General features: G+C 30.1%; 18 protein-coding genes. 13 read left to right on the plus strand and 5 right to left on the minus strand.

Annotated elements, in window-relative coordinates:
- The first annotated feature begins 135 nt into the window (after positions 1–135).
- From ytvI to J2Z44_RS04065, 4 genes are all read left to right on the plus strand, one after another.
- On the plus strand, positions 136–1,245 hold the full coding sequence (ytvI, locus tag J2Z44_RS04050; RefSeq protein WP_021284509.1) for a sporulation integral membrane protein YtvI: 1,110 nt from the start codon (positions 136–138) through the stop codon (positions 1,243–1,245).
- Positions 1,246–1,574: 329 nt separating this feature from the next.
- On the plus strand, positions 1,575–3,710 hold the full coding sequence (locus J2Z44_RS04055) for an SPFH domain-containing protein (protein WP_209649358.1): 2,136 nt from the start codon (positions 1,575–1,577) through the stop codon (positions 3,708–3,710).
- A gap of 218 nt (positions 3,711–3,928) precedes the next feature.
- Positions 3,929–4,285, plus strand: coding sequence for a hypothetical protein (locus tag J2Z44_RS04060; protein WP_021284511.1), 357 nt, complete (start codon positions 3,929–3,931; stop codon positions 4,283–4,285).
- Positions 4,286–4,521: 236 nt separating this feature from the next.
- Positions 4,522–4,848, plus strand: a complete 327-nt coding sequence (locus tag J2Z44_RS04065; RefSeq protein WP_021284512.1) for a hypothetical protein — start codon at positions 4,522–4,524, stop codon at positions 4,846–4,848.
- A gap of 140 nt (positions 4,849–4,988) precedes the next feature.
- On the opposite strand, the gene J2Z44_RS04070 is transcribed toward J2Z44_RS04065, so the two are convergent.
- Positions 4,989–5,885: a DUF2156 domain-containing protein gene (locus tag J2Z44_RS04070; protein ID WP_021284513.1), complete on the minus strand. Its 897-nt coding sequence runs from the start codon at positions 5,883–5,885 to the stop codon at positions 4,989–4,991.
- A 427-nt stretch (positions 5,886–6,312) separates the two neighbouring features.
- On the opposite strand from J2Z44_RS04070, the gene J2Z44_RS04075 reads away from it, so the two are divergent.
- From J2Z44_RS04075 to J2Z44_RS04110, 8 genes are all read left to right on the plus strand, one after another.
- Positions 6,313–7,143, plus strand: coding sequence for a cyanophycinase (locus J2Z44_RS04075; protein ID WP_021284514.1), 831 nt, complete (start codon positions 6,313–6,315; stop codon positions 7,141–7,143).
- Positions 7,130–9,775, plus strand: a complete 2,646-nt coding sequence (cphA, locus tag J2Z44_RS04080; protein ID WP_021284515.1) for a cyanophycin synthetase — start codon at positions 7,130–7,132, stop codon at positions 9,773–9,775. Before J2Z44_RS04075 ends, cphA begins: the two co-directional genes overlap by 14 nt.
- Before the next feature lie 435 nt (positions 9,776–10,210).
- Entirely contained in the window at positions 10,211–11,524 is a 1,314-nt protein-coding gene (locus J2Z44_RS04085; protein WP_021284516.1) for a hemolysin family protein, read from the plus strand.
- Positions 11,525–11,821: 297 nt separating this feature from the next.
- Entirely contained in the window at positions 11,822–12,520 is a 699-nt protein-coding gene (locus J2Z44_RS04090; protein WP_051186161.1) for a response regulator transcription factor, read from the plus strand.
- A gap of 45 nt (positions 12,521–12,565) precedes the next feature.
- Positions 12,566–14,320 carry a HAMP domain-containing sensor histidine kinase gene (locus J2Z44_RS04095; RefSeq protein ID WP_021284518.1) on the plus strand — a complete coding sequence of 585 codons (1,755 nt, stop codon included), beginning with the start codon at positions 12,566–12,568 and terminating at the stop codon, positions 14,318–14,320.
- Positions 14,321–14,578: 258 nt separating this feature from the next.
- A complete protein-coding gene (locus J2Z44_RS04100; protein ID WP_209649359.1) occupies positions 14,579–16,324 on the plus strand; it encodes a putative bifunctional diguanylate cyclase/phosphodiesterase in 1,746 nt (581 codons plus the stop codon).
- A gap of 408 nt (positions 16,325–16,732) precedes the next feature.
- Positions 16,733–17,854, plus strand: coding sequence for a sodium ion-translocating decarboxylase subunit beta (locus tag J2Z44_RS04105; protein ID WP_209649360.1), 1,122 nt, complete (start codon positions 16,733–16,735; stop codon positions 17,852–17,854).
- A gap of 12 nt (positions 17,855–17,866) precedes the next feature.
- Positions 17,867–18,007, plus strand: coding sequence for an OadG-related small transporter subunit (locus J2Z44_RS04110; protein WP_021281824.1), 141 nt, complete (start codon positions 17,867–17,869; stop codon positions 18,005–18,007).
- 165 nt (positions 18,008–18,172) lie between these two features.
- Here J2Z44_RS04110 and J2Z44_RS04115 read toward each other — a convergent pair whose 3' ends face one another.
- From J2Z44_RS04115 to J2Z44_RS04130, 4 genes are all read right to left on the minus strand, one after another.
- Positions 18,173–18,325, minus strand: a complete 153-nt coding sequence (locus J2Z44_RS04115) for a lmo0937 family membrane protein (protein ID WP_021281825.1) — start codon at positions 18,323–18,325, stop codon at positions 18,173–18,175.
- A gap of 84 nt (positions 18,326–18,409) precedes the next feature.
- A complete protein-coding gene (locus J2Z44_RS04120) occupies positions 18,410–19,159 on the minus strand; it encodes a TIGR03915 family putative DNA repair protein (protein ID WP_021281826.1) in 750 nt (249 codons plus the stop codon).
- Positions 19,160–19,176: 17 nt separating this feature from the next.
- A complete protein-coding gene (locus J2Z44_RS04125; RefSeq protein WP_021281827.1) occupies positions 19,177–20,490 on the minus strand; it encodes a putative DNA modification/repair radical SAM protein in 1,314 nt (437 codons plus the stop codon).
- 114 nt (positions 20,491–20,604) lie between these two features.
- Positions 20,605–21,843 carry an MFS transporter gene (locus J2Z44_RS04130; protein ID WP_021281828.1) on the minus strand — a complete coding sequence of 413 codons (1,239 nt, stop codon included), beginning with the start codon at positions 21,841–21,843 and terminating at the stop codon, positions 20,605–20,607.
- Positions 21,844–22,640: 797 nt separating this feature from the next.
- Between J2Z44_RS04130 and J2Z44_RS04135 the strand changes: the two genes are divergently transcribed.
- Positions 22,641–23,618, plus strand: a complete 978-nt coding sequence (locus J2Z44_RS04135) for a 2-hydroxyacid dehydrogenase (RefSeq protein ID WP_209649361.1) — start codon at positions 22,641–22,643, stop codon at positions 23,616–23,618.
- The last annotated feature ends 130 nt before the right edge of the window (positions 23,619–23,748 follow it).

Genomic DNA, 23,748 nt, shown 5'->3' on the forward strand with positions numbered 1-23,748 from the left:
AATAAGTATTAAATAATTAATTTAGCACTAAAATTTAAAACCAAATTATAGTTTAATTTGGTTTTATAGTGTATTATATAATAGAATTATGTATATTTTTGATGGATAAAGCAAAAATGGAGGTGGGTTTTTAGTTTGGAAAAAATATATAATATAGATAGAAAAAAGTTATTAAAAATTTCGTTGGTTACATTAGGAATTCTCTTAGGTCTTGTATTAATTTACAAGTCTATAAAATTTTTCTTACCTTTTATCATAGCATTTTTTATTGCTCAATTAATGGAACCGGTAATTAGGTTTTTGGGGAAAAGGGCCAAAATTCCAAGAAAAGTTGGAACTCTCATTAGTTTAATATTAATAATTAGTATAATTGGTCTAATTATACTATTTATAATAGCCAGCTTTATTAATCAATTAAAGGATATTATAAATTTTATGCCTGGTGTAATAAGTGAGCTATATGCCAATATTCAAAAAATTTCCAGTGGTCAAATAACGATTTTGAATATAGAATTACCACAGGAGTTTACTTCCCATATTGAAAGTATGGCAGTTAGTTTATTAAGTTACTTTATGAATATTGTAAACAAAATTGTTAAAGGAGCTTTCTATACAGCATTTTCTTTTCCAGAAATTCTGTTATTTACACTTACAACTATCATTTCTACATATTTTATCGCTAGTGGGAGATACACAATAATGGACTACGTTAAATCTCAAGTTCCAAAGGAATGGCATAATAATATAAAAGAAATGAAGCATGACTCTGTAGTATCTATAATAAAGCTTATAAAAGCTTATATTATTATACTTTTAATTACCTTCAGTGAATTATTTTTAGGGTTATCAATATTAAAAGTAAAGTATGCCTTTGTAATAGCAATATTAATTAGCATTATTGATTTACTCCCTGTTTTAGGTACCGGGATTGTTATTATTCCATGGGCTATTTACAATTTATTCTTTGGAAAAATATATATGGCTGTAGGTTTATTTTTGCTATGGTTAGTTATTTTGATTGTTAGACAAGTGGTTGAGCCAAGAATTATTAGCAATCAAATAGGGGTACATCCGCTGGTTACTCTAATGGGAATTTATATTGGGTTTAAGCTAATAGGACCAGGGGGACTTATTTTAGGTCCTTTAACAGTTTTAACAATAAAGGGGATATTTGCAATGGTGCTGAAGGAAAAATCCCTATATGAGTTTCTGAAAAAACCTTCTGATAAATTAATAGTTAAATAAAAGAGCTTAGTGCTCTTTTTTTTATGCTTTTATTCTATTACAAAAATCATTACATATATATTAATATGCTTATCTTTATTAGTTTTTTATAGATTTACCTTTACATTTAAGTGAAACCTGAAGCATTTATAATAGTATTTATATAAATAAAGAGAGTAAAATTTAAAAGTCAGTGATGAAGTTATTAAGTTTTAGTTGCTTTAAAGCTTTTAATACAATATAGTTCTCAAAATTTACAGCAATGAAAAGGGAGGAGTAAAATGTTAATAGTTGAACCCTACTACTGTTATTATCAGATTAAATATTAAATATTTTTGGGAGGAGAAATTATGGAATATTTAAAGATGATACCACCTATTGTATATATAATAATTGGCGCGATAATATTACTTTTTATAGTATTAAAAGTAATAGGAATTAGAATTATACCTAGCGATTGCGTGGGAATTGTAGAGAAATGGTGGAGCTTAAAGGGCTCAATAAAAGATGGTGGAATTATTGCATTAAATGGAGAATCAGGATTTCAGCCTAATGTATTAAGAGGAGGGTTTCATTTAAGAACACCTCTAATGTACAGAGTTTATGTTGAACCACTTATTACAATTCCACAAGGGAAAATTGGATATGTATTTGCTAGGGACGGACAACCGATGGAACCGATTCAAACCTTAGGTAAAATTGTTAAAGAGGGAAGCAATTTTCAAGATGTGAAAGGCTTTTTACTCAATGGAGGACAAAAGGGACCTCAAAGAGGAATACTACGTGAAGGTACTTATGCCTTTAACTTGTCACAATTTATAATAATTACAGAAGATAAGACTTATTATCTGCCAATGAGAGATAAGGCAGAAGCAATGGCAATAGATGAAATGACAAGAATGTTAAAGGCAAGAGGTGGATTTGAACCTGTAGTGATTAGCGATGCAGAGGACACTGTAGGTGTAGTAACAGTACATGATGGTAAGACACTGCCTGAGGGTAGCATTATTGCTCCTTCAGTTGGTGCGAATCCAAATGAAGAAGAAACTTATCATAATAATTTTCAAGATATTGAAAAGTTTTTAAGAGCTGGAGGATTTAGAGGGAAACAATACTCGACTTTAGTTGATGGAACTTACTTTATTAATAGATTGTTTGCAACTGTAGAATTTATACCTAAAACCATTATAAATATTGGAGAAGTGGGAGTTATTAACTCTTACCATGGCGAAAGAGGTATCGATGTTTCAGGAGAAGAATATAAACATGGAGAATTAGTGGCAGAAGGGTGTAGAGGTATTTGGCAGCATGCATTGGCACCAGGGAAATACGCACTTAATACCTATGCAGCAAAAGTAGTTAAGGTTCCTACAACAAACGTAATTTTGAAGTGGATAAGTGGGCAAATCGGGGGACATAAACTGGATGAAAATTTAAAAGAAGTTTCTTTAATCACCAAGGATGCTTTTGAACCATCACTTCCTCTTACAGTAGTATTTCATATAGATTACAAAAAAGCTTCTAGTGTTATACAAAGATTTGGAGATGTAAAAATGCTCATTGAGCAATCAATAGATCCAATGATATCAGGATATTTTAAAAATGTTGGTCAAACAATGACTTTAATAGAACTTATTCAAAACAGAAATGAAATACAACTAAGAGCATCTAATGAAATGAAAGAAAAGTTTACTCATTATGATTTAGAGCTAGAAGAGGTTTTAATTGGTACACCTGCTCCTTCAAAGGCTGATAATAGAATAGAAACAATCTTGGCACAACTAAGAGATAGGCAAGTTGCAAGAGAGCAAATAGAAACCTTTAATGCTCAACAAAAGTCTTCAGAAAAAGAGAAGGAATTAAATGAAGCTAGGGCTATTGCAGCTAAGCAACAGGACTTAACAGAGTCTAATATCAATATTCAAATACAAGAAAATAAAGGTAAAGCTGAACTACAACTTGCCACTCAAGAAGCTTTGAAAATTCAGAAGTTAGCTGAGGCGAATAAATATAGGACTCAGCAGGAATCTGATGGTAGAAAGTATCAAACCATAAAAGAAGCAGAAGCACAATCTGAAAGTATTAAAAACTTGGCAAATGCTAATGCAGAAAAAATTCAGAAAGAAGCAGTAGCAAGAGCATATGAAGTTGAAAAAACAGGTACTGCAGAAGCAAGCAGAATTAAAGCTATAGGTGAATCTGAGGCCTTCCGTGAGAGAGAAGTAGGTAAAGCTAAAGGTGAAGCTTATATGGCACAAATAAAAGCTTATGGTAATCCGCAATTCTATGTAATGAAAGAAGTTATGGGTTCCTTCACTGAAGCTATAAAAGATGGAAAAATACCTTTAGTGCCAACTATCGTAATGGGTTCAGGGGATAGTAAAATACCAAATGTATTTGAGAATATGATGTCTCTAGTTTTAACCGAAAAAATCACTGGAAAAGATTTTTTAGCTGAGGCTTTAAAAAATACAGATAAAAACTAAAATAAAAAAAATAAAATTTTTAAAATTATAAAATTGTAAAATAGAGGATGTTTTTCACGATAAACATCCTCTATTTGTTTATGAATTTTGTTCCATGACAGTAGAAATTCTCAATTTAAGGTTATGGTTTAATAGTATTTAAGTGAAATTTCTACATAAAATACTAGAGGAATCAGCGATGATGAACAATAAGGTTAATAATAAAGGAGGGTAAATTTATGTGTGATACAAAAGGAAAAGAAATGAAAAACAGAGTAGAGGAAGTTGAAAACTTAATGAATAGCTATGTAAGAACTGAAAGACATTTAGAACAACATTCTGATATAGCCTCTAAGGATCAAATTAGGCATGCACAAAATATACAAAATGAAAGATCTGAATTAATTGATACCTTAGAAAATAAAATAGCCTTTGGAAATAATGCTAATAACAACGATTTGAAAAATGTTAAGGCAAATTATGAAAAAACTCAAAAATACATTAATTATAATGCAGATCATATGTCTTCAGCGCAATTAAGTAATCTTAAAGAAAAACAAGAAAATAGACAAAACTTAATAGATTATTTAGAGTAATTGTTAGTTTGTTAATTTAAGTAAACAAAATCTATACTTCTTCATAGTATATAATAAGTGTAGCATTATTTAAAAACACCCTCTGGTTAAGTTTTAAAAATATTAAAGAGTTTTTAGGAAAAGGACATTTACGAAATTATCAGAAATGAAATTTTCCTTATACTTAAGAAGTTATAACCTTTACAAATGAAAGGTTGTAATTCCTTAATAAAATATATAGAGGGAGTTTGAAGTTTATGGAAAATCAAGAGTTGCTAAATGCTCTTATGAGTGATCCCGAAGTAAGAAAACTACTAGTCAAATTAAGCAAAAACGAAAATGTTAGTGCTGCACTAAATAATAGTTATACACAGGGAGCTTATTATCCCAATAATTACAATAATTATTGCCCACCAAATAATTGTAATCAAAATTCTGGGCTATTTGGTTCAGGCTTATTATTTCTACTTCCATTATTATTCTGCTTCTGCGGTGGTGGATTAAATTTTGGCTGCGGTAGAGGCAATAATAATTGCTGTTGTGATCCTTGCAGCTGCTGCAATTGTTGTGAATTTTGGTGTTAATAAACTCGAAATATAACTAAAGTAAAGTTTGGCCATCTATACATTGTATAGATGGCCATTTTTGTTTTGAAGCGCAGAGAGCTCTTATGATATAAGTTTTAATTAGGATATTTGTAAGCTTAGACTTATGTGAAAATATGTTAACCTTTGGAAAAGTTCACTATATATTTAGATTCAAGCCTAACTGGCTGGTAAGTAAGTTTGGCTTTCCTTAATCCCTCAATTCCTAAGTCTTGTTCTCTGTTTATAAAAGGAACTTCACTAAAATAATTTTCTACAAAAGTTTTATTTATGAATGCATAAAGACCATTAATATTTGAATCAGCTTTTTCTACATGAATTATTGCTAGATCCTCACTGACCTTTTCACCAATGGTAAAGGCAGCAATCTTTTCATTAACATATACCACCATACCTTTAAAATCCAAATAATGACTGCTTTTTAGCATTTCTTCAATGGCTCTTAGCTCATATAAAAGATAGCCCTTACAGTCATTTTTTCGGCACCACTCCCTAGCGGCCTTAATACATTCACAAACTAATTCATCTGTAATCGGTTCAATTCTATATGTGTTATTTTTGATAAAATTATTATAATGATTTTTTTTACTGTGCAGTTTTTTTCCTGAAAGGGAGATTAGTTTTTCACTGCTGTATATGTAATCAAAATTATCTCTATCCTCTTCCACTATTAATTTATCGCCAAAAGTTTCCTTTAAATCTTGGACAAAAGATTCCTCAGCATCTTTAAAAAGATACCCAAGGCCTTCTTTTTCTTTATATTCTTCTAAGGCTTCAACGACCTCTTTTAAGTTTTCTTTAGTATATCCCAGGGGTTCCATCATGTGATAGTTTCCTTGAAAATCAAGTTTTCTTATAATCAACATGTCTTTGAAAATAGCATAATGGATATCTAAGGCCTTCCTCCACATAAACAAACTCGTAAAAGAATACTCACAAGTTTTAAATTTATAAGGTTTTAGATATTTATCAAATAAGGGCTTATCTTCTAATCTTAAAGGTTGAAAGTTTAACATAATAGTTCCTCCTAGCAAAATTTAAAGCTTTAATATTTTAATCTTTGTTATAATCATAAATCTATTTATATTTAAAGGAGTAGGTAGATAAATTTTAAATATAGACTTAGTTTTTCCTACAAGAAAACAAAATAACTAAAACTTGTGAATGGTTTAAATAATATTTTATAAATTTGGGTAAATATATATCAACACCATTATTATAATGGTGAAAAATCCAAATTTAATTCCACCATTATATTTTATCAGATTTATAGTAAAAGTGAAAAAAACTTGTAAAAACTTCTATAAAAATATTTTTTTAGTCATATTTTTATATTCGTAAATGAATTTCTATATTTGTAAAAGAACTAGGGGAAAAAGTGTATAATAGTTTTTTTTACTGGGAAAAATATAGAATGCGTAAAAAAAAGATGAGGTGATATGTTTGGAACCAAAGCTTGAAGGTAACTTAATTATCATTGGAGGAGCAGAGGATAAAAAGGGTGAAAAGGAGATATTAAAGGAGGTATGTAGCAAATTAGATAGAGAAAATGAAGAATTAGTAATTGCTACAGTAGCAACAGAACTTCCAGAGGAAGTAGGCAAAGAATATACAAAGATATTTAGAAATTTAGGTGTTAAAAAAATAAGTGTTTTAGATATACAAGAAAGAGAGCATGCTTTTGAAGAAAAAAATGTTGATATGTTAAAAGCTGCTTCAATAGTATTTTTTACTGGTGGAGATCAATTGAAAATCACTAGCTTATTAGGAGGCACACCTTTGTACAAGGTTATAAAGGACATATACAAAGATGGGTGCGTGTTTGTTGGGACTTCAGCAGGAGCTTCTGTTATGAGTGATACTATGATCATAAGCGGTTCCGATGATGATTCTCCTAAAAAATGTACAGTAAAAATGGCTCCAGGCTTAGGTTTGATTAAAGATGTAATTATAGATCAACACTTTGCACAACGAGGAAGAGTTGGAAGGTTATTAGGGGCAATAGCTGAAAATCCAGAATGCTTAGGCATAGGAATTGATGAGGATACTGCAATTGAAGTTTGTGATAAAGGATATTTTAAAGTAATTGGTTCTAGTGCAGTGTATGTTATAGATGCAAGTAATATATCATATACAAATGTGTCTGAGCAAAATCCAGATGAATTATTGTCAATGTTCAATGTAAAAATGCATGTACTAAAATGTGATGATAGATTTGATTTAATTAAAAGGCAGCCATTCGAAAACAAGGAGGAAAAAAATGAAAATAAATAGTTTTAACACTTTTGAGGGGAGAAATATATACTCACATAAAAAGTGTATTAGAATGGATTTAGATTTAGAAGGGTTTTGTGAAACGCCAAGCAAGTCCATTTCTGGTTTTAATGATAGTCTTGTCAATGCTATTCCTGAGTTAAAAACTCATCGTTGTGGTATTGATGAGGAAGGTGGTTTTGTAAAAAGATTAAATGAAGGAACATACTTAGCTCATATTTGTGAACATTGTATAATAGCTATTCAAAATCGTCTAGGGCTAGACGCAAAGTATGGAAAAGCAAGAGAAGTACAAGGGGACCATTACTATATTATATTTCAATATGTTTATCCAAACACTGCTCTCCATATTGCAAACACTATAGTAGAGTTTATTAATTCTCTTATAAAGAAAACTAGTTATAACCTACATGAAAAGGTTGAAGAAATCAAGAAAACCCTACTAAGTGAGCAGCTAGGTCCAAGTACTCTTGCTATTTGTGAAGAAGCAAGGAAAAGAGGGATACCAACTCTAAGAATTGGAGGAGGCAGTATTTTTCAATTAGGATATGGAAAATACGGAAAACGTATTGAAGCTACCATAGGAGAAAACACAGGAACTATTGCGGTAGATACAGCTTGTGATAAGTTTCTAACAAAACAGATTTTAGAGGTTCAATGTTTACCAGTAGCTCCAGGAGCTAAAATAAATAATACCATAGATTTATTACATGAAGCTGAAAATATAGGTTATCCTTTAGTTTTGAAACCTCAGTTTGGAAATCAAGGCAAAGGTGTTTATGCAAATATTAAGGATGAAAAAGAATTAATTCAGTGTTTTACAAAGCTTTCAAAAGATTACAGAGATATCATTATAGAAAGATACGTTCAGGGAGATGATTATAGAGTTTGTGTAGTGGATGGAGAAGTAATAGCTGTTGCAAAGAGAATGCCTCCTTTTATTTTAGGTGATGGTAAAAGCACTATTAGTGAATTGATATCAGAGCTTAACAAGGATGTACTTAGAGGTGAAGGCCATGAAAAGCCACTAACAAAAGTTAAAATAGATGATAAAATGCTTCAACATATAGGAAAAAAAGGATATAACTTAAATACAATTCTTCAAGCAGGTGAAGAAATAACCTTAATAGAAAATGCAAATTTATCCACCGGAGGAGTAGCTTTAGATTGTACTGATATAATTTGCAGAGAAAATATTGAAATTTGCAAACGTGCAGCAATAGCAATTGGGTTAAATATTTGTGGTATTGATATAATTACCAAGGATATTAGCAAACCTCTTTATAATGAAGGAATAATTGTTGAAGTTAATGCTGCTCCAGGAATAAGGATGCATCACTATCCTTCCATGGGAAAAAGCAGGAATGTAGCAGAAAAAATAGTTGACATGTTATTCAAGGATACTAAGGATAGTTTTCCAATTGTTTCTGTTACAGGTACTAATGGAAAAACCACAACTACTAGACTTATTAGCCATGTGATGCAATTATCTGGTAAAAAAGTTGGAATGACTACAACTGGAGGTATATACATTAATGATAAATGTATAAGAAAAGGAGATACTACTGGACCACAGAGTGCACGAACTATATTATTTAATAGGGAAATAGATGCCGCAGTACTAGAAACCGCAAGAGGTGGGCTAGTACGTTCTGGCTTAGCTTACGATCTTGCGGATGTTGGTGTCATAACTAATATTACAGATGACCATCTCGGTATAGATGGTATTGACACCCTTGAGAATTTGGCTCATGTAAAATCTTTAGTTGGTGAAGCTGTAAAACCTAATGGATATGTAGTTTTGAATGCAGATGATGAAATGAGTTTAACTATTGTAGAAAGAATGAAGAGTCCTATTATATTTTTCTCAAAAAACAAAGATAATATCTACTTAAGAAATAATATTGAAGATGGTAGCTATGGAGTGTATGTAGAAAATGGCCTTTTATGTATAGAAAATAAGGAAGGTATAACTAATCTTATGAATATAGAAGATATTGGAATAACCTTCAATGGTAATCTTCAATATAATATAGAAAATGCTATGGCAGCTTGCAGCGCGCTAGTGGGTTTAGGTATTGATTATGACATTATAAAAAATGGATTAGCTACATTTTATTGTAATGAAGAGCTAAATCCAGGAAGATTTAATGTTTACAAAGTTGGAGAAGTTACAGTGGTGCTTGATTATGGTCACAATGTCGAGGGGTATAAAGCAGTAATTCAAGGTTTAAAAAATATGAAGAGAAATCGATTAATAGGAATAATCGGGGTTCCAGGTGATAGATTAAATAGAAATATTGAAGATTTGGGTAAAATTTCTTCTCAATATTTTGATTATATTTACATCAAGGAAGACTTAGATAAAAGGGGAAGAAAAGAAGGAGAGGTAGCTGAAATTCTTAAAAATGGTGTATTGTCAACAGGTTACAGTGAAAACTGTTTTGAAATTGTTTTAAACGAAAAAGAAGCCTTAAATATTGCTATTGATAAGGGAAAACCTGGAGACGTAATAGTTGTTTTCTTTGAAGAATTTAATCCACTAGTAAATCTCATTAAAGAAAAGATTAAGGAAGTAGATATGCAAATAGAACAAAATAGTATTTACGAAAGTAAAGTAGAATTAGCATAGAAGTATTACTAACTTCAATAAGGATAGCATCTTAAGTGCTATCCTTATTAATTTTAAAATTAATATTAAATATAGATAATCACATTAATATTTGAACCATTGATTCCAAGAAGTAGTTCAAATATTGGAACAAAAAAGTACGGATTCTTTTCAAGCTTGAATTATTGTAAATATGTAAGTAGGTTAAGATATCAATAGATTTTTAGAGTTGAAAAGTGCCAAATATAGAGATTTTTTATTTATAAGCATTAGATTTAATAAACTCACTATTACATATATGGTTAGTAAAGTACTTAGTAAGACATAGTGTTTAAATGAGATACAAATTGAATAATATAATTGAATTTTAGTAAAACTTAATTATATTATGTTTTTTTATTATTAATTTGAACAAACTAATAATATAGTTATTATAATTCATAAGGGAGGAAACTAATGGGTATAAATTCAAGCAGTCAAATAATATTTCAAATAATACTCATAGCCATTTTAACTTTAGTTAATGCTTTTTTTGCATCTGCTGAAATGGCTATTGTATCATTAAATAGAAATAGACTTAAACTCCTCTCTGATGAAGGAAATAAGAAAGCAATCTTATTAGAGAAACTCATGGCGGAACCTAGCAAATTTTTAGCAACTATTCAAGTTGGGATTACTTTAGCAGGTTTTTTCGCTAGTGCTTCTGCGGCTACTGGACTATCAAGCGAGTTTGCAATTTTTCTTAACAGATATAATATTCCCTACAGTAGTAAAGTTTCTATTGTAATTATAACTATAATTCTTTCATATTTTACCTTAGTTTTCGGTGAATTATATCCTAAAAGAATTGCACTACAAAAGTCAGAGGCTATTGCAATGGCTGCTGTTAAACCTATAGTATATATTTCTAAAGTCACTATTCCTTTTGTTAAACTTCTGTCTAACTCCACAAATCTATTGGTTAGGATATCAGGAATACAAATGGAGAATTTAGAGGAAAAGGTCTCAAAAGAGGAGATTCGTTCGCTTATAGAAGTGGGGCAAGAGCATGGAGTGATAAATAAAACTGAAAAAGATATGATAGTAAGTATTTTTGAGTTTGACAATACCATAGCTGAAGAAATAATGACACCTAGAACAGAGGTGTTTTTAATCGATATAAACTCTGCTTCTGAAAAAATTCTTGAAGATTTGCTAGAAGAAAAATATTCAAGAATTCCTGTATACGAAGAAGATGTGGATAATATAATAGGAATACTTTATATGAAAGATTTTATTATTGAGGCAAGTGTGCATGGTTTTAATAAGGTTAATATAAGGGATATTCTAAGAAACCCATATTTTGTCCCAGTAACAAAAAATATTGATGTTCTTTTTAAAGAATTACAAGAATCAAAGAACCATATGGCAATCCTCATTGATGAATATGGTGGCTTTGCTGGAATTGTTACCATTGAGGATTTAATTGAAGAAATTATGGGCAATATTTTTGATGAATACGATGATGCTGAACCTGATATAAAGAAACTTGATAATAATACCTATATAGTAAATGGGTTGCTATCTATAAATGAAGTTAATGACTATCTAAACCTAGATTTAGAATCTGAACATTCAGATACTATTGGTGGTTTTGTGGTGAATTTGATTGATAACATTCCTAACAAAGTTAATGAAACTGTTGAATATAATAACATGATATTTAAAGTCGAAGAAGTGAAAGAAAAAAGAATAGAAAAAGTAAGAATAATTATTAAAGGGGAAATGTAGGTTTGCCCCTTTAATTTTTTATGAGTACACTTTATAATAATAGTAGTAAAAACAATGTTACTAAAGTGTTATGATATAGAGATTATATTGTAACAGTAAATTAATTTTGAAGGTGATTTCTAATAAAAAGTGCTTATGTTGTGAAAGTTATGGAAAAATATTTTTTTACTATGATAATTAGTAACTTATAAAGTTTGAAAGCTATTACTGAAGAATAAAGAAGGCTTCATAATAACTTAAGAACAATATTGTTCTCTAAGGGAACGTAAAGTAAAACAATGAAAAGTTAGGGGTTAGATTATGGATAAGAAAGTTTTAATTGTAGATGACGAAAAATATATCCTTGAGTTATTACAGGTAAATTTAGAAAGCAATGGTTTTGAAGTTATAACTTGTGACAATGGTAATGACGTTTTAGCACTGTGTGAAGCTAATACACCAGATGTTGTGTTATTGGATTTAATGTTACCAGGTTTAGATGGACTTGAAATTTGTAAAAAAATTAGAAACCATCCAAAACTTTTTAATACTGTGATAATAATGATTACAGCAAGGGGAGACGAAATTGATAAGGTTATTGGATTAGAATTAGGAGCAGACGACTACATGTCCAAGCCATTTAGTGTCCGTGAAGTAATAGCTAGAATTAAAGCAATATTTAGGAGAATTGATGCTAAAGGCACTAATTCAACCATGAGTATATGTAATAAAAGTGATGGTTTAAGAATTGATTATGAAACAGGAGAAGTTTTTGTTGAAAATGAAAAAATAAATTTATCTTATATGGAATTTAAGCTTCTTGAAGTATTAGCTCATAATAGAGGTAATATTGTTCAAAGACATGACTTATTCAAACAAGTCTGGGGCTATGAGTTAATTGAAGAAACCAGAACTTTAGACGTTCATATAAGAAAATTAAGAAAGAAACTAGGTGATGATGAGAAATACCCAAATTTAATTGAAACTGTAAGAGGGCTTGGTTATAAGCTGAAGTAAGATTAAATCTAATAGCAATTTTGCTATATACTAGGAGTTGTGCAGATGAGAAAGAAGCTAGTTGCTGGATGTTTAATAGTAATACTAGTTAGTTCTGTTATTACTGGAGCATTATCTATAAGTTTAATAAGACAATCTCTTATAAACAATATTTCAGACAGGCTAATTAGTAATGGTAATCTTATTCATAAAGTTCTACTTAATAAGGAAAATGAAGAAATAAATTATAAAGAGCTTGCAAAAGAGTTGCAAAAAGAAACAAGTCAAAGAATCACTTTTATTGATGCCAGTGGTCAACTTATAGCAGATTCTATGGATAATATAAGGTTTCATAGTATTAATGGGAAGCCTGAATTGGATAGCGCATTAAATGGAAATAAAACAATATTAGTAAATAACGATTTAAATAAAATAACCTACGTTTCAGTGGTGATGCCTGCAATTAAGGTTCAAAATAACTTAGTTATAGTTAAACTTCAAAGTCCATTAGATTATTTGCATAAGCTCACACAAATTTTGATTAGAAGCATAGGTATTGCTATAATAATTGGTATTTTCACATCAATTAGTATTGGCTATTTGTACAGTAGAAGAATTTTAAAGCCCATAGGAGACATTACTACGGTATCAAAACTTATTGCTAAAGGAAACTTTAAAAAAAGAGTTAGAATAAGTACTGGTGATGAAATTGAAGATATGGGAAATACCTTTAACTATATGGCTGAAACCATAGAAAAAAGTATTAATATGCTTAATGAAAAAAACTTAAAATTAAATGCTATTACTATTGGAATGGTAGATGGAATTTTAGCCTTTGATACTAGTGGTAATATAATTCTAGTTAATGATTTAGCTAAAGATATCCTTAACTTACAAGAAGATGAATTAGAGGGGAAAAATATATATAATTTCATTGAGAATGATGCTATATTAGAACTAATTGAAGATACTTCAAGAGAAGAACATCAAGATACAAAGGAGATGACTTTTAAGTTTAATCCGTCCTTTGTATATAAGGTTAAAGCAAATTTATTTTCCTACGAAGGTGCCCCAGAGAATAAGGGGATGGTATTAGTTTTTGAAGACATTACTGAGATAAAGAAATCAGAAAGCCTAAAAAGAGACTTTATAATTAATGCTTCCCATGAACTAAAAACTCCTCTAACAACAATTAGTGGTTTTTTAGAAACCATAAGACTAGGTAACTACAAGAATGAAGAGCAAAAACAACGATTCATGGGAATTATTGAGTCAGAAACTAATAGATTAAAATCACTAACACAAAATATGTTAAACTTAGCAGTGTTAGAAAATGTACACGGGTTTGATGAGGAAGGCTGTATTAACTTAAATATAAAAAATATTTTCAACGAACTAAATAGTGTAGTAGAGTTTTTAGCTGAGAGTAAAGATATAACTCTTCACTTTAATATTCCAGAACATGTGGAGATAAAAATATGTAATAAGGATTGGTTTAAGCAGTTATTTTTAAATCTAATTCATAATGCAATTAAGTATACTCCACGGGGCGGTAATGTTTATGTTAGCTGCTCACTCAAAGGAAATGAAGCAATATTTATTGTCCAGGATGATGGAGTAGGAATTAGTGAAGAGGATTTGCCAAGAATATTCCATAGATTTTATAGAGTAGATAAGTCTAGGGCTAGTGAAGTTGATGGCACGGGTTTAGGGCTTGCTATTGTGAAGCATATAGTGAAAGTTTTAAAAGGTAAGATCAGTGTTGAGAGTAAGATGGGAGAAGGAAGCAAATTTATTGTGCATTTACCAGTAAATAAGTAAATAGATATAAGTAAAGGCACTAGGAGTAGTGCCTTTATAATTTAAAACTATGTTAATTTCTCTAAGCTTAAAAATGTCAACATAGCGAGTTTAAAAGTGTAATTGTTCTCAAAGGTATAAGGGAAGTTAAAATTTTATTGTAAGAGCACTTAAAAACTAGAAGTTTGTTTCGATAATATGACTAAGAGTACTTATTTTTATAATATGATATGCTCTAAGGTATAGACATTAATGGATAAAATTTAAGGAGCTACTTTTATGAAAAAGCAAGATGACAGACACCATAAGGAGTTAATAACCTTTGCCACGGTAGAAAATGGATATATATATTGGATTTGGAAAAGAGAGCACAATAACATTTCCTATAGTGAAAATTGGGAGAGATTATTAGGATACAGAGAAAATGAAATTAGTAATTCGCCAGAAGAATGGATAAAGCATGTAGCAGATGAAGATCTAAAACACATTCACGAAGGTATAAGTAGTTTATTGCTAGAAGATGAGTTTTCTCTAAGCTATAAGGTAAAACATAGTCAAGGAAGTCATATTGATATTTTAACAAGGATAAAAGTTATATCAAGAGATGAACAGGGAAAGCCTTTGTGCATATTAGGTACTCATGAAGATATAACAGAAGTAACAAAAATAAAGAAAGAACTAGCAACAAATCAAGAGAACTTTGAATTAGTATATGCTAAGCTTGAAAATTGTGCATTTTATGATAGTCTTACAGGACTTCCAAATAGAATCAACATTGAAACGAAACTAAATATGATAATTAGTGATGCAATATCTAATAGTACTAAGGGAGCAGTACTATTTATAGATTTAGATAACTTTAAGAATTTAAATGATACATTAGGACATTCTTTCGGAGATGAAGTTATAACTAAGGTGGGAGAGGTAATTAAGCATATTTGTCATGGTGATGTCAGTTCAGCAAGGGTTGGTGGTGACGAATTTGTTGTAGTTATACCAAAGTTCACCCATATAACAGAGGTTATAGATTTTACTAAAAAAATATTAAAATCATTAGAAGAAATAAGAACAATTAATAATAATGATATAAATTTATCTACTAGTATAGGAATTAGTATTTTCCCAGAACAAGGAGAAAGTTCCACTCATCTTTTAAAGTATGCTGATATTGCAATGCATAAGGTAAAAGAGAGTGGGAAAAACAATTTCAAGTTCTATACAGATGAAATGACAAAAGAAATAGAAAATAAGATGGAAATTCAGAAACATTTAATTAAAGCAATTGAGAAAAATGAGCTAGTACTCCATTATCAACCACTTATAGATGCTAATACTGAAAGTGTAGATAGTGTAGAGGCTTTGATAAGATGGTATCATCCTACTAAGGGGATGATTTCTCCATTAGTTTTTATACCTATTGCAGAAGAATTTGGAATTATTAGGGATCTTGGAACTTGGGTACTAAATACCGCATGTATGCAAAATAAAGAATGGTCAGATAAAGGATTTGCACCTATTAAAGTATCAATTAATGTTTCACCTCTTCAATTAGAACAGGGAGATTTTGTAGTAGTAGTAAAAAATGCTTTGAGTAAAAGTGGACTAGATCCTAAGTACCTTCAATTAGAAATAACTGAAAATGTAAGTATGAAATTTATTGATGAAAACATTAAAATTTTAGAGGAATTAAGGACTTTAGGAGTTAATATTGCTATGGATGATTTCGGAACGGGTTACTCCTCACTTAATTATCTTATGAAATTGCCAATAGATTCGTTAAAAATTGATAAATCCTTTATAGATAATATAAATGAGAGCAGTAATAAAGAACTTATTATGGATACAATTATAAAATTAGCACATAATCTAAATTTGGAAGTCATTGCAGAAGGTGTTGAAACCTCAGATCAACTTAATATACTTAAAAAAATGAGTTGCAATAAAATTCAGGGATACTTTTATAGTAAGCCCTTGCCAAAAAATGATTTAGAGGAATTCTTAAACAAAAAAATAGTTAATTTATAAAAAAATATGAAAGAGTTGATACCTAAACTTACAGTAATATCATTGGTACAGCTCTTTTTATATTGAATTTAATTAGGCATCTTCAAAAAATAAACAAGTCAGTATGCTCGGCTATTTTGAGTTATACTGCGTCAACAGAACCCTTAGATAGCTCTACTATCTGCAGAACCTGTTTCCTTGTCGGCACAAGCTTGCTTGTGAACTCAAAATATCCTTTACATCTTTGACTTGTTATTTATTTTCACATGCCTTAAAAGAAAAAGTTTCAAATTCATTGGATTTATTAAAATTTTACGGGTAAAATAAATTTAGAAATTTATATACTAAAACATAGTTTTGGTGTATAATAAAGTTCGTGTGTAATAATACAGTTTTGTTAAATTTTAGTACACAAAGGAGGCATAATTAATGGACTTTTTATTAAGAGGTATTAGTTCTATAACCATTCAACAGGTAATAATGTGGATTATTGGATCAGTACTTATTTATCTAGCTGTGAAAAAAGACTTTGAACCAGCACTATTATTACCAATAGGTTTTGGGGCAATTCTTGTAAATATTCCTTTCTCAGGAGCAGTAACACAAATTATTGGTGGACATGAAGAAATAGGAATAATAGATAACCTATTTAGTATGGGAATTGCTAATGAGTTATTTCCACTAGTTTTATTTATTGGTATAGGTGCCATGATTGACTTTGGACCTTTACTAACAAACCCTAAGATGTTACTTTTCGGAGCAGCAGCACAATTTGGTATATTCTTTACAATAAGTGCGGCGGCTTTACTAGGCTTTGACCTAAAGGATGCAGCTTCAATTGGAATCATAGGAGCAGCAGATGGGCCTACGTCAATATTCGTAGCAAACTTTTTTAATAGTAAATACATAGGGCCAATAACAGTTGCAGCATACACATATATGTCTTTAGTACCAATAATACAGTCAATAGCAATTAAAATGGTAACAACAAAGAAAGAAAGACAAATAAGAATGAAGTATAACCCTGCAGCAGTTTCAAAAACAACAAAAATACTATTCCCTGTAGTGGTTACAATTATTGCAGGATTAATTGCTCCAACAGCAGTATCCCTAGTAGGATTCTTAATGTTTGGAAACTTAATCAGAGAGTGTGGAGTATTAGAAAGATTATCACAAACTGCTCAAAACGAATTAGCAAACCTAGTAACACTATTATTAGGTATCACTATTGCATCCAAAATGAGAGCAGAATATTTTGTAACTTTTGAAACTTTAACAATAATAGGCTTAGGACTTGTAGCCTTTATCTTTGATACAATTGGAGGAGTACTATTTGCAAAGTTCCTTAACTTATTCTCAAAGGAAAAAATCAATCCAATGGTAGGAGCAGCAGGAATATCAGCATTCCCAATGTCAGCTAGAGTAATTCAGAAGATGGCACAAAAGGAAGATAACCAAAACTTCTTACTTATGCATGCGGTATCAGCAAACGTAGCAGGACAGATAGCATCAGTTATTGCCGGCGGACTTATAATTTTTCTACTTGGATAGGAGGAATTAAATATGAGTGAAAATATAAAAGTTTTTTTAGAAACACTTCCAGTGATGGCTAAAGGTATGGCAGGAATCTTTGTAGTTATGTTTATTATTTTTCTTTCAATAAAATTGCTAAATTCAACTTTCAAAGTAGAAAAAGAAAAATAATCTAAGTTATATTAGAATACAAAATATGAAAGGAGTGCATTTTCAATGAACAGAAGTGCACATCTTTAATTGTTTGATTTATAGAAAATTTACATCTATGTTTCCTATATGAAATAAATTGTAGGATGAAAAAAGTGCCAACATAAAAATATGTTGGCACTTTTTTTATACTTTTCTTCTTCCAAATATTAAATCGATTAAAAAGATTACTACTGCAGCTATTAATAAAAAGTGAATAGCAGTACCAAAGAAGTTAAAAAGAAATCCAATTAGCCAAAATGCAAATACTATTCCACCTAGCCATCTTAAAAATCCCATAAATATTACCTCCTTATTAATTTACTTTAAAAAGTAAACTTCTTTATATTAAGGGTATTTATAGTATTTACAGTAAAATAAATATTATTCTATTTCGGTAAGATGATTCCAATATCGACTAGGCATCATACGTTTTTGAAGTTTAGAGTTTGTTCTTTCTTTTATGGTAGTAGAATTAAAGTAAGTTTTCCAAAGATCACTATAAATTCCTTGTTCCTCACAACTAAGGAGTGATTGATTTTCAAGGGAGTTTAAGTCTCGAATAATCCATTGGCCCTGACTATGAAATATTGCGGTTTTTCTTTTTATATCATGAATAATGAAATTTTGGTTTTTAAATCTACTGGCAAAGTGGGCGCCAATAAGCGGAAGAATGTTATGGTCAGGCTCAATGGCACTATAATAAAAGTCTTCTTCCATATTTTTAAATCTAATAAAGCCCAAAAATCTATGACTTTCTAGTGAAACTTTTCTACTTGTTTTTAAAACCTGTATAACAGTCTCATTGTGCAAATGGGAATCTAACTCCTTTTTAAGTTTAAAACCTAGAACAATAAATTTGTATAGCAGTGTAAAAATGTCTTTATCGCTGCTTAAGGAACAATAATATATATGAATAAGAGATTGTTTAGAAAACTCTCTTTTAAGAGCAGTATTAACCTTTTTGCTTTTTGTCTCATCTGTAGTTATATTAATAAATTCATCTACTAAATTATACTCTTCCTCATAACAGCTATTAGGGATTATTTTATTAGGTTTTTTATCTGTATAATAACTATGGTATACAGCTGTAAGAAAACCCTCAAAAGTATCATTAAAAACATATATTATCATAACTTTTCACCTTCAAATCACAATTCGCCTATAAGAGCACTAACCTTGTCTTTTTCTGGTAATACCATTGGGAGTGAAGTGAATAAAGAAAGTTGTTCATAATTATTTATTGTGCTTAAGGATTTAATGGGAGTTTTATTAATGAGTTTATCCTCAATTTTGTCCTTATCAAAGCCTACATCCCCATAATATTTCCCTTTGCAGGTTATAAAATATTGGGCTCTTTTCATAACTACTCCAAGTTTCCTTATATCTTCAAAGTTTAAAAAATGGACCTTCCTTGTAATTACAATTCTTTTAGCTGAACGAACACCAATGCCAGGAACTCGCAAAAGTTCCTCATAGGAGGCTGTGTTAATCTCATAAGGGAAGCAGTCTAAGTTGTTTAGAGCATAGTTGGTTTTAGGATCTAGTTGCTCATGAAAATTAGGGGTTTGCTCATTAAGTAGCTCGTCAGCCTTAAATCCATAAAATCTTAAAAGCCAATCTGCTTGGTATAATCTATTTTCTCTTACAAGAGGAGGATGCTTAATGGTGGGTAAATTTTTGTTGGTGTTTATAGGCACATAAGCAGAGTAATAAACTCTTTTAAGAGAAAATTTGTTATAAAGACCTTCAGATAGCTTTAAAATATTATAGTCTGTATCAGCAGTGGCACCCACAATAAGTTGAGTACTTTGTCCCCCAGGAACAAAGAGGGGGGCTTTCTTAAAGATTTTATGATTTTGAGAAGAAGTTATTATTTCTTTATTAATGAGAGACATGGGCTTTAAAATACTTTCCTTGGACTTCTGTGGAGCAAGAAGTTTTAAACCTTGAGAAGAGGGTAATTCGATATTAACACTCATTCTATCTGCATAAAGTCCAGCTTCTTTGATTAAATAGTCATCAGCTCCAGGAATTGCTTTCACATGAATATAACCATTAAACTTATACTGTAATCTAAGGGTTTTTAAAATTTTGATTAATAATTCCATGGTGTAGTTAGGATTTTTAAAAACTGCAGAACTTAAAAATAAGCCTTCAATATAGTTGCGTTTATAGAAATTAATTGTTAAATCTATAACCTCTTCAGGTGTAAAAGCAGCCCTTTCAACATCATTACTAAGCCTATTTATACAATAAGTACAATCATAAATACAGTAATTTGTTAAAAGAATCTTAAGCAGGGATATACATCTACCGTCCGGTGTAAAACTATGGCAGATACCACTAGCATGAGAATTTCCCAGTCCATTATTAGTATTTTTTCGATTACTTCCACTAGAAGAACAGGACACATCATATTTAGCTGCGTCAGATAAAATTCTTAATTTTTCCATTAACTCCATAATATTAACCTCGTTAAAAACTATAATATATATATTATAGCACAAGTGTTCGTATTATACTACATATTCTAATAAATAATAAAGAAGTTTATTTGGAGAAATTGTTGTATTAAGTTATTGAATGTTTGATTTATTTACTGAATAAATTTGTAAAAAGTACATAGTCATTGAGGCTAGAGAAATTAGCACCATTATTAAAAGCCAAGCTGCTTTAATTTCTGTTAAGGCTATAAATTTCCCCATAATAGCAGGTCCAACAGCTCTACCAGCACCAGTTATTAAGGGGAGAACAGCGTTGAATCTTCCCCTATGGCTGATGGGAGTTTGGCTAATTATAAATATTGATTGATTTGTATAAACTAAGATTTCACCAGTGCTCCATATTATAGAAGATAAAATAAATAAGGTTGGTGAAGTAACAAAATACAGCATTCCAAAACCTATAAAGTACATTATACCGCCTAAAGCTACGTTTGTTAAAGCAGGGAATTTTTTTGTTGCAGTAGTTATAAAAGTCGTTAGAGTAACAACTATAATTGAGTTTGTTGTAATAACATAGCCGAAAATTTTTGAACCTTCTCCTCCAAATAATTCAGAAGTTTGAAGGGGAATAACAAATAAACACTGAGCATGAGTAAAAGAGAAGATAATACAGGTTATAGAAAAGGCTACAAGTAGGGGTCTTGAAAAAAATGCCCTAATAAACCCAGAGTCAACGGCTTTTTCACTTTCATCTAGTTCTCCATTGGAGCTGTGAAATTTCTCTTTTTTAAAGGGTTCATCAATGAAAAATTGAACCAATATAATAGAAATAAGTATTGCTACAATGTTACCTATAAATATAAATCTTATGTAATCATTGAATAAATATCCTGCTAAAATTGCACCTATTGCAGTACCCACATTAGAACCAATATAAAGCAAGGAAAAAATTTCATTTCTATTAGTTTTTGTAGTAAAATCTGATATCAAGGCTATATAGCCAGGTTCAGTCATGGCGCTAAAGAAAATAAATCCAAAGATAAAATAGGCTGAGTAAAATGAGTAGGGATTTATTGTGCACGGTATAAAACAAAGGGCAGCAGCTAGTTGACTAAAAATAACTAAATATTTTCTACCATAGTGGTCTGCTATTTTTCCTCCTATTAAGGAACCAGGAATATAAAAACCAGCTCCAATCATAATCAAAAAGCCTACTTTATCAGGGGGAAAGTTTAGCCCTTTAGTTAAATATAAGGTTAAAAAAGGGATAACAAAGTTTCCTAATTTAGTAATAATATTAGTGATGAAAAGTATGTATACACCTCTAGAAAGGTTAGAATATTGCAGTATAAAATTTTTATATTTTTTCATTATAATTACCTCAAGTTTTTCTTCTAGTTTTATTTTATTGGAAAGAAAGAATTATAATTAAATCGATAATTAAGATTAAATAATGATTAACATATGTATGTAAAATTTACCATTATACTATTAAAAAATCAATACAATATATTACAGTGAAAATGATATTAAGGAATAATTTAAAAAGTTAATTCAATATAACTTCACATCATATAAGTTTATTTAATCCATTTTCAAATGGATTTAAGGATACAAAGGCAACAGTTATTAACAAGTTAAATCTTAACTTTGGTTCCCTATATATAAAATGCTCAATACTTCAACTTTTAATGTAAATTTTATGGTAGAAGAAATAAATGGATGTAAATATAGATCATTTGCATAAAATTACATAAATGAATTCTAATTAAATAAGCTTTGGCCTTAGATTTAGTTTTAAGATTAGGAAACTATGAAAATTTAATTATGTAAACTAAAGAAGATAATTTATAGAAAAGTTAGATAAAATGTTAACAGAGTTTTAAGTAAAATAGGTCTTATATATTCAGTGAAAACAGTGTAGAATATAATTAAGGCATCTGAAAATAAATAATAAGTCAAAGATGTGGAGGATATTTTGGGTTAGACAAGGAACCAGGTTCCTTAGATAGTGGAGCTATCTAAGGGTTCTGTTGACGCAGTATAACTCAAAATAGACCAGCATACTGACTTATTTATTTTTTGAAGATGACTAAGGTTAGTAAAGTTAATAAATACTATATTATATTGTATGCCGAGTCTAAAAAATATAATTTTTGGAGGAAAACATGAAAAAAAAGGTTTATATAGCAAATTCAATTCCTAAATATGTTGAAGAGTATATAGGAAGAAGTTGTGATTATGAAATTTGGGATGGTAGTTCAAAAATAACCAGAGAGGAACTATTAAAAAATATCAAAGACGTTGATGGGTTAATAGTATTTGGTCACAAAATAGATGAGGAACTTTTAAATGCTGCACCTAAGCTAAAGGTGGTAAGTAACCTATCAGTAGGATATGATAACTTTAATATAGAGGCTATGAAAGCCAGAGGAGTAATAGGAACGAACACACCTTATGTACTAGATGATACAGTAGCTGATTTGATTTTTGCACTTATTTTATCTTCTTCACGTAGAGTAGTACAATTAGATAAGTTCGTAAGAGATGGAAAATGGGAGAAGGATATTGAAAGAAGCCATTTTGGACTAGATGTTCACGGAGCAACTCTTGGAATCATTGGTATGGGAAACATTGGTGAAGCAGTAGCTACAAGAGGTAAGTTTGGCTTTGGTATGGATATTTTATATCATAACAGAAGTAGAAAACTACAGGCAGAAAAAGAACTTGGAGCAAAATATTGCTCTTTAGAAGAACTTCTAAGAAATTCAGATTTTATCGTGCTTATGACGCCATTAACAGAGGATACTAAAGAGCTTATTAGTTATAAAGAATTTGATATGATGAAAAATACAGCTATATTTATTAATGGATCTAGAGGTAAAACTGTTAATGAGGAAGCTCTAATAGATGCATTAAATAGTAATAAAATCTTTGCAGCAGGTCTTGATGTGTTTTATAAAGAACCTGTAGATAAAAACAATCCGCTTCTTAAAATGGATAATGTGGTTTTACTACCCCACATTGGATCTGCTACAGGAAAAACTCGTGATGAGATGGCAATGCTTGCAGCAGAAAACATGGTAAAGGCTCTATGTGGAGAAAAACCGCCAACATTAGTTAAAGAATTTAAAGATATTGTATAAGAATAATTCACCTAGACATCTTTGTAGGGGTGTCATTAGAAGATAAATTATTGTTTGAGTTAAATTGTAACATTATTTTAATAAGGAATATATTAGTAATTTTAGAATGAAGTAATATAAAAATAGGTCT

It is taken from the genome of Clostridium punense (assembly GCF_017874425.1).
Taxonomy (GTDB): Bacteria; Bacillota; Clostridia; order Clostridiales; family Clostridiaceae; genus Clostridium_J; species Clostridium_J punense.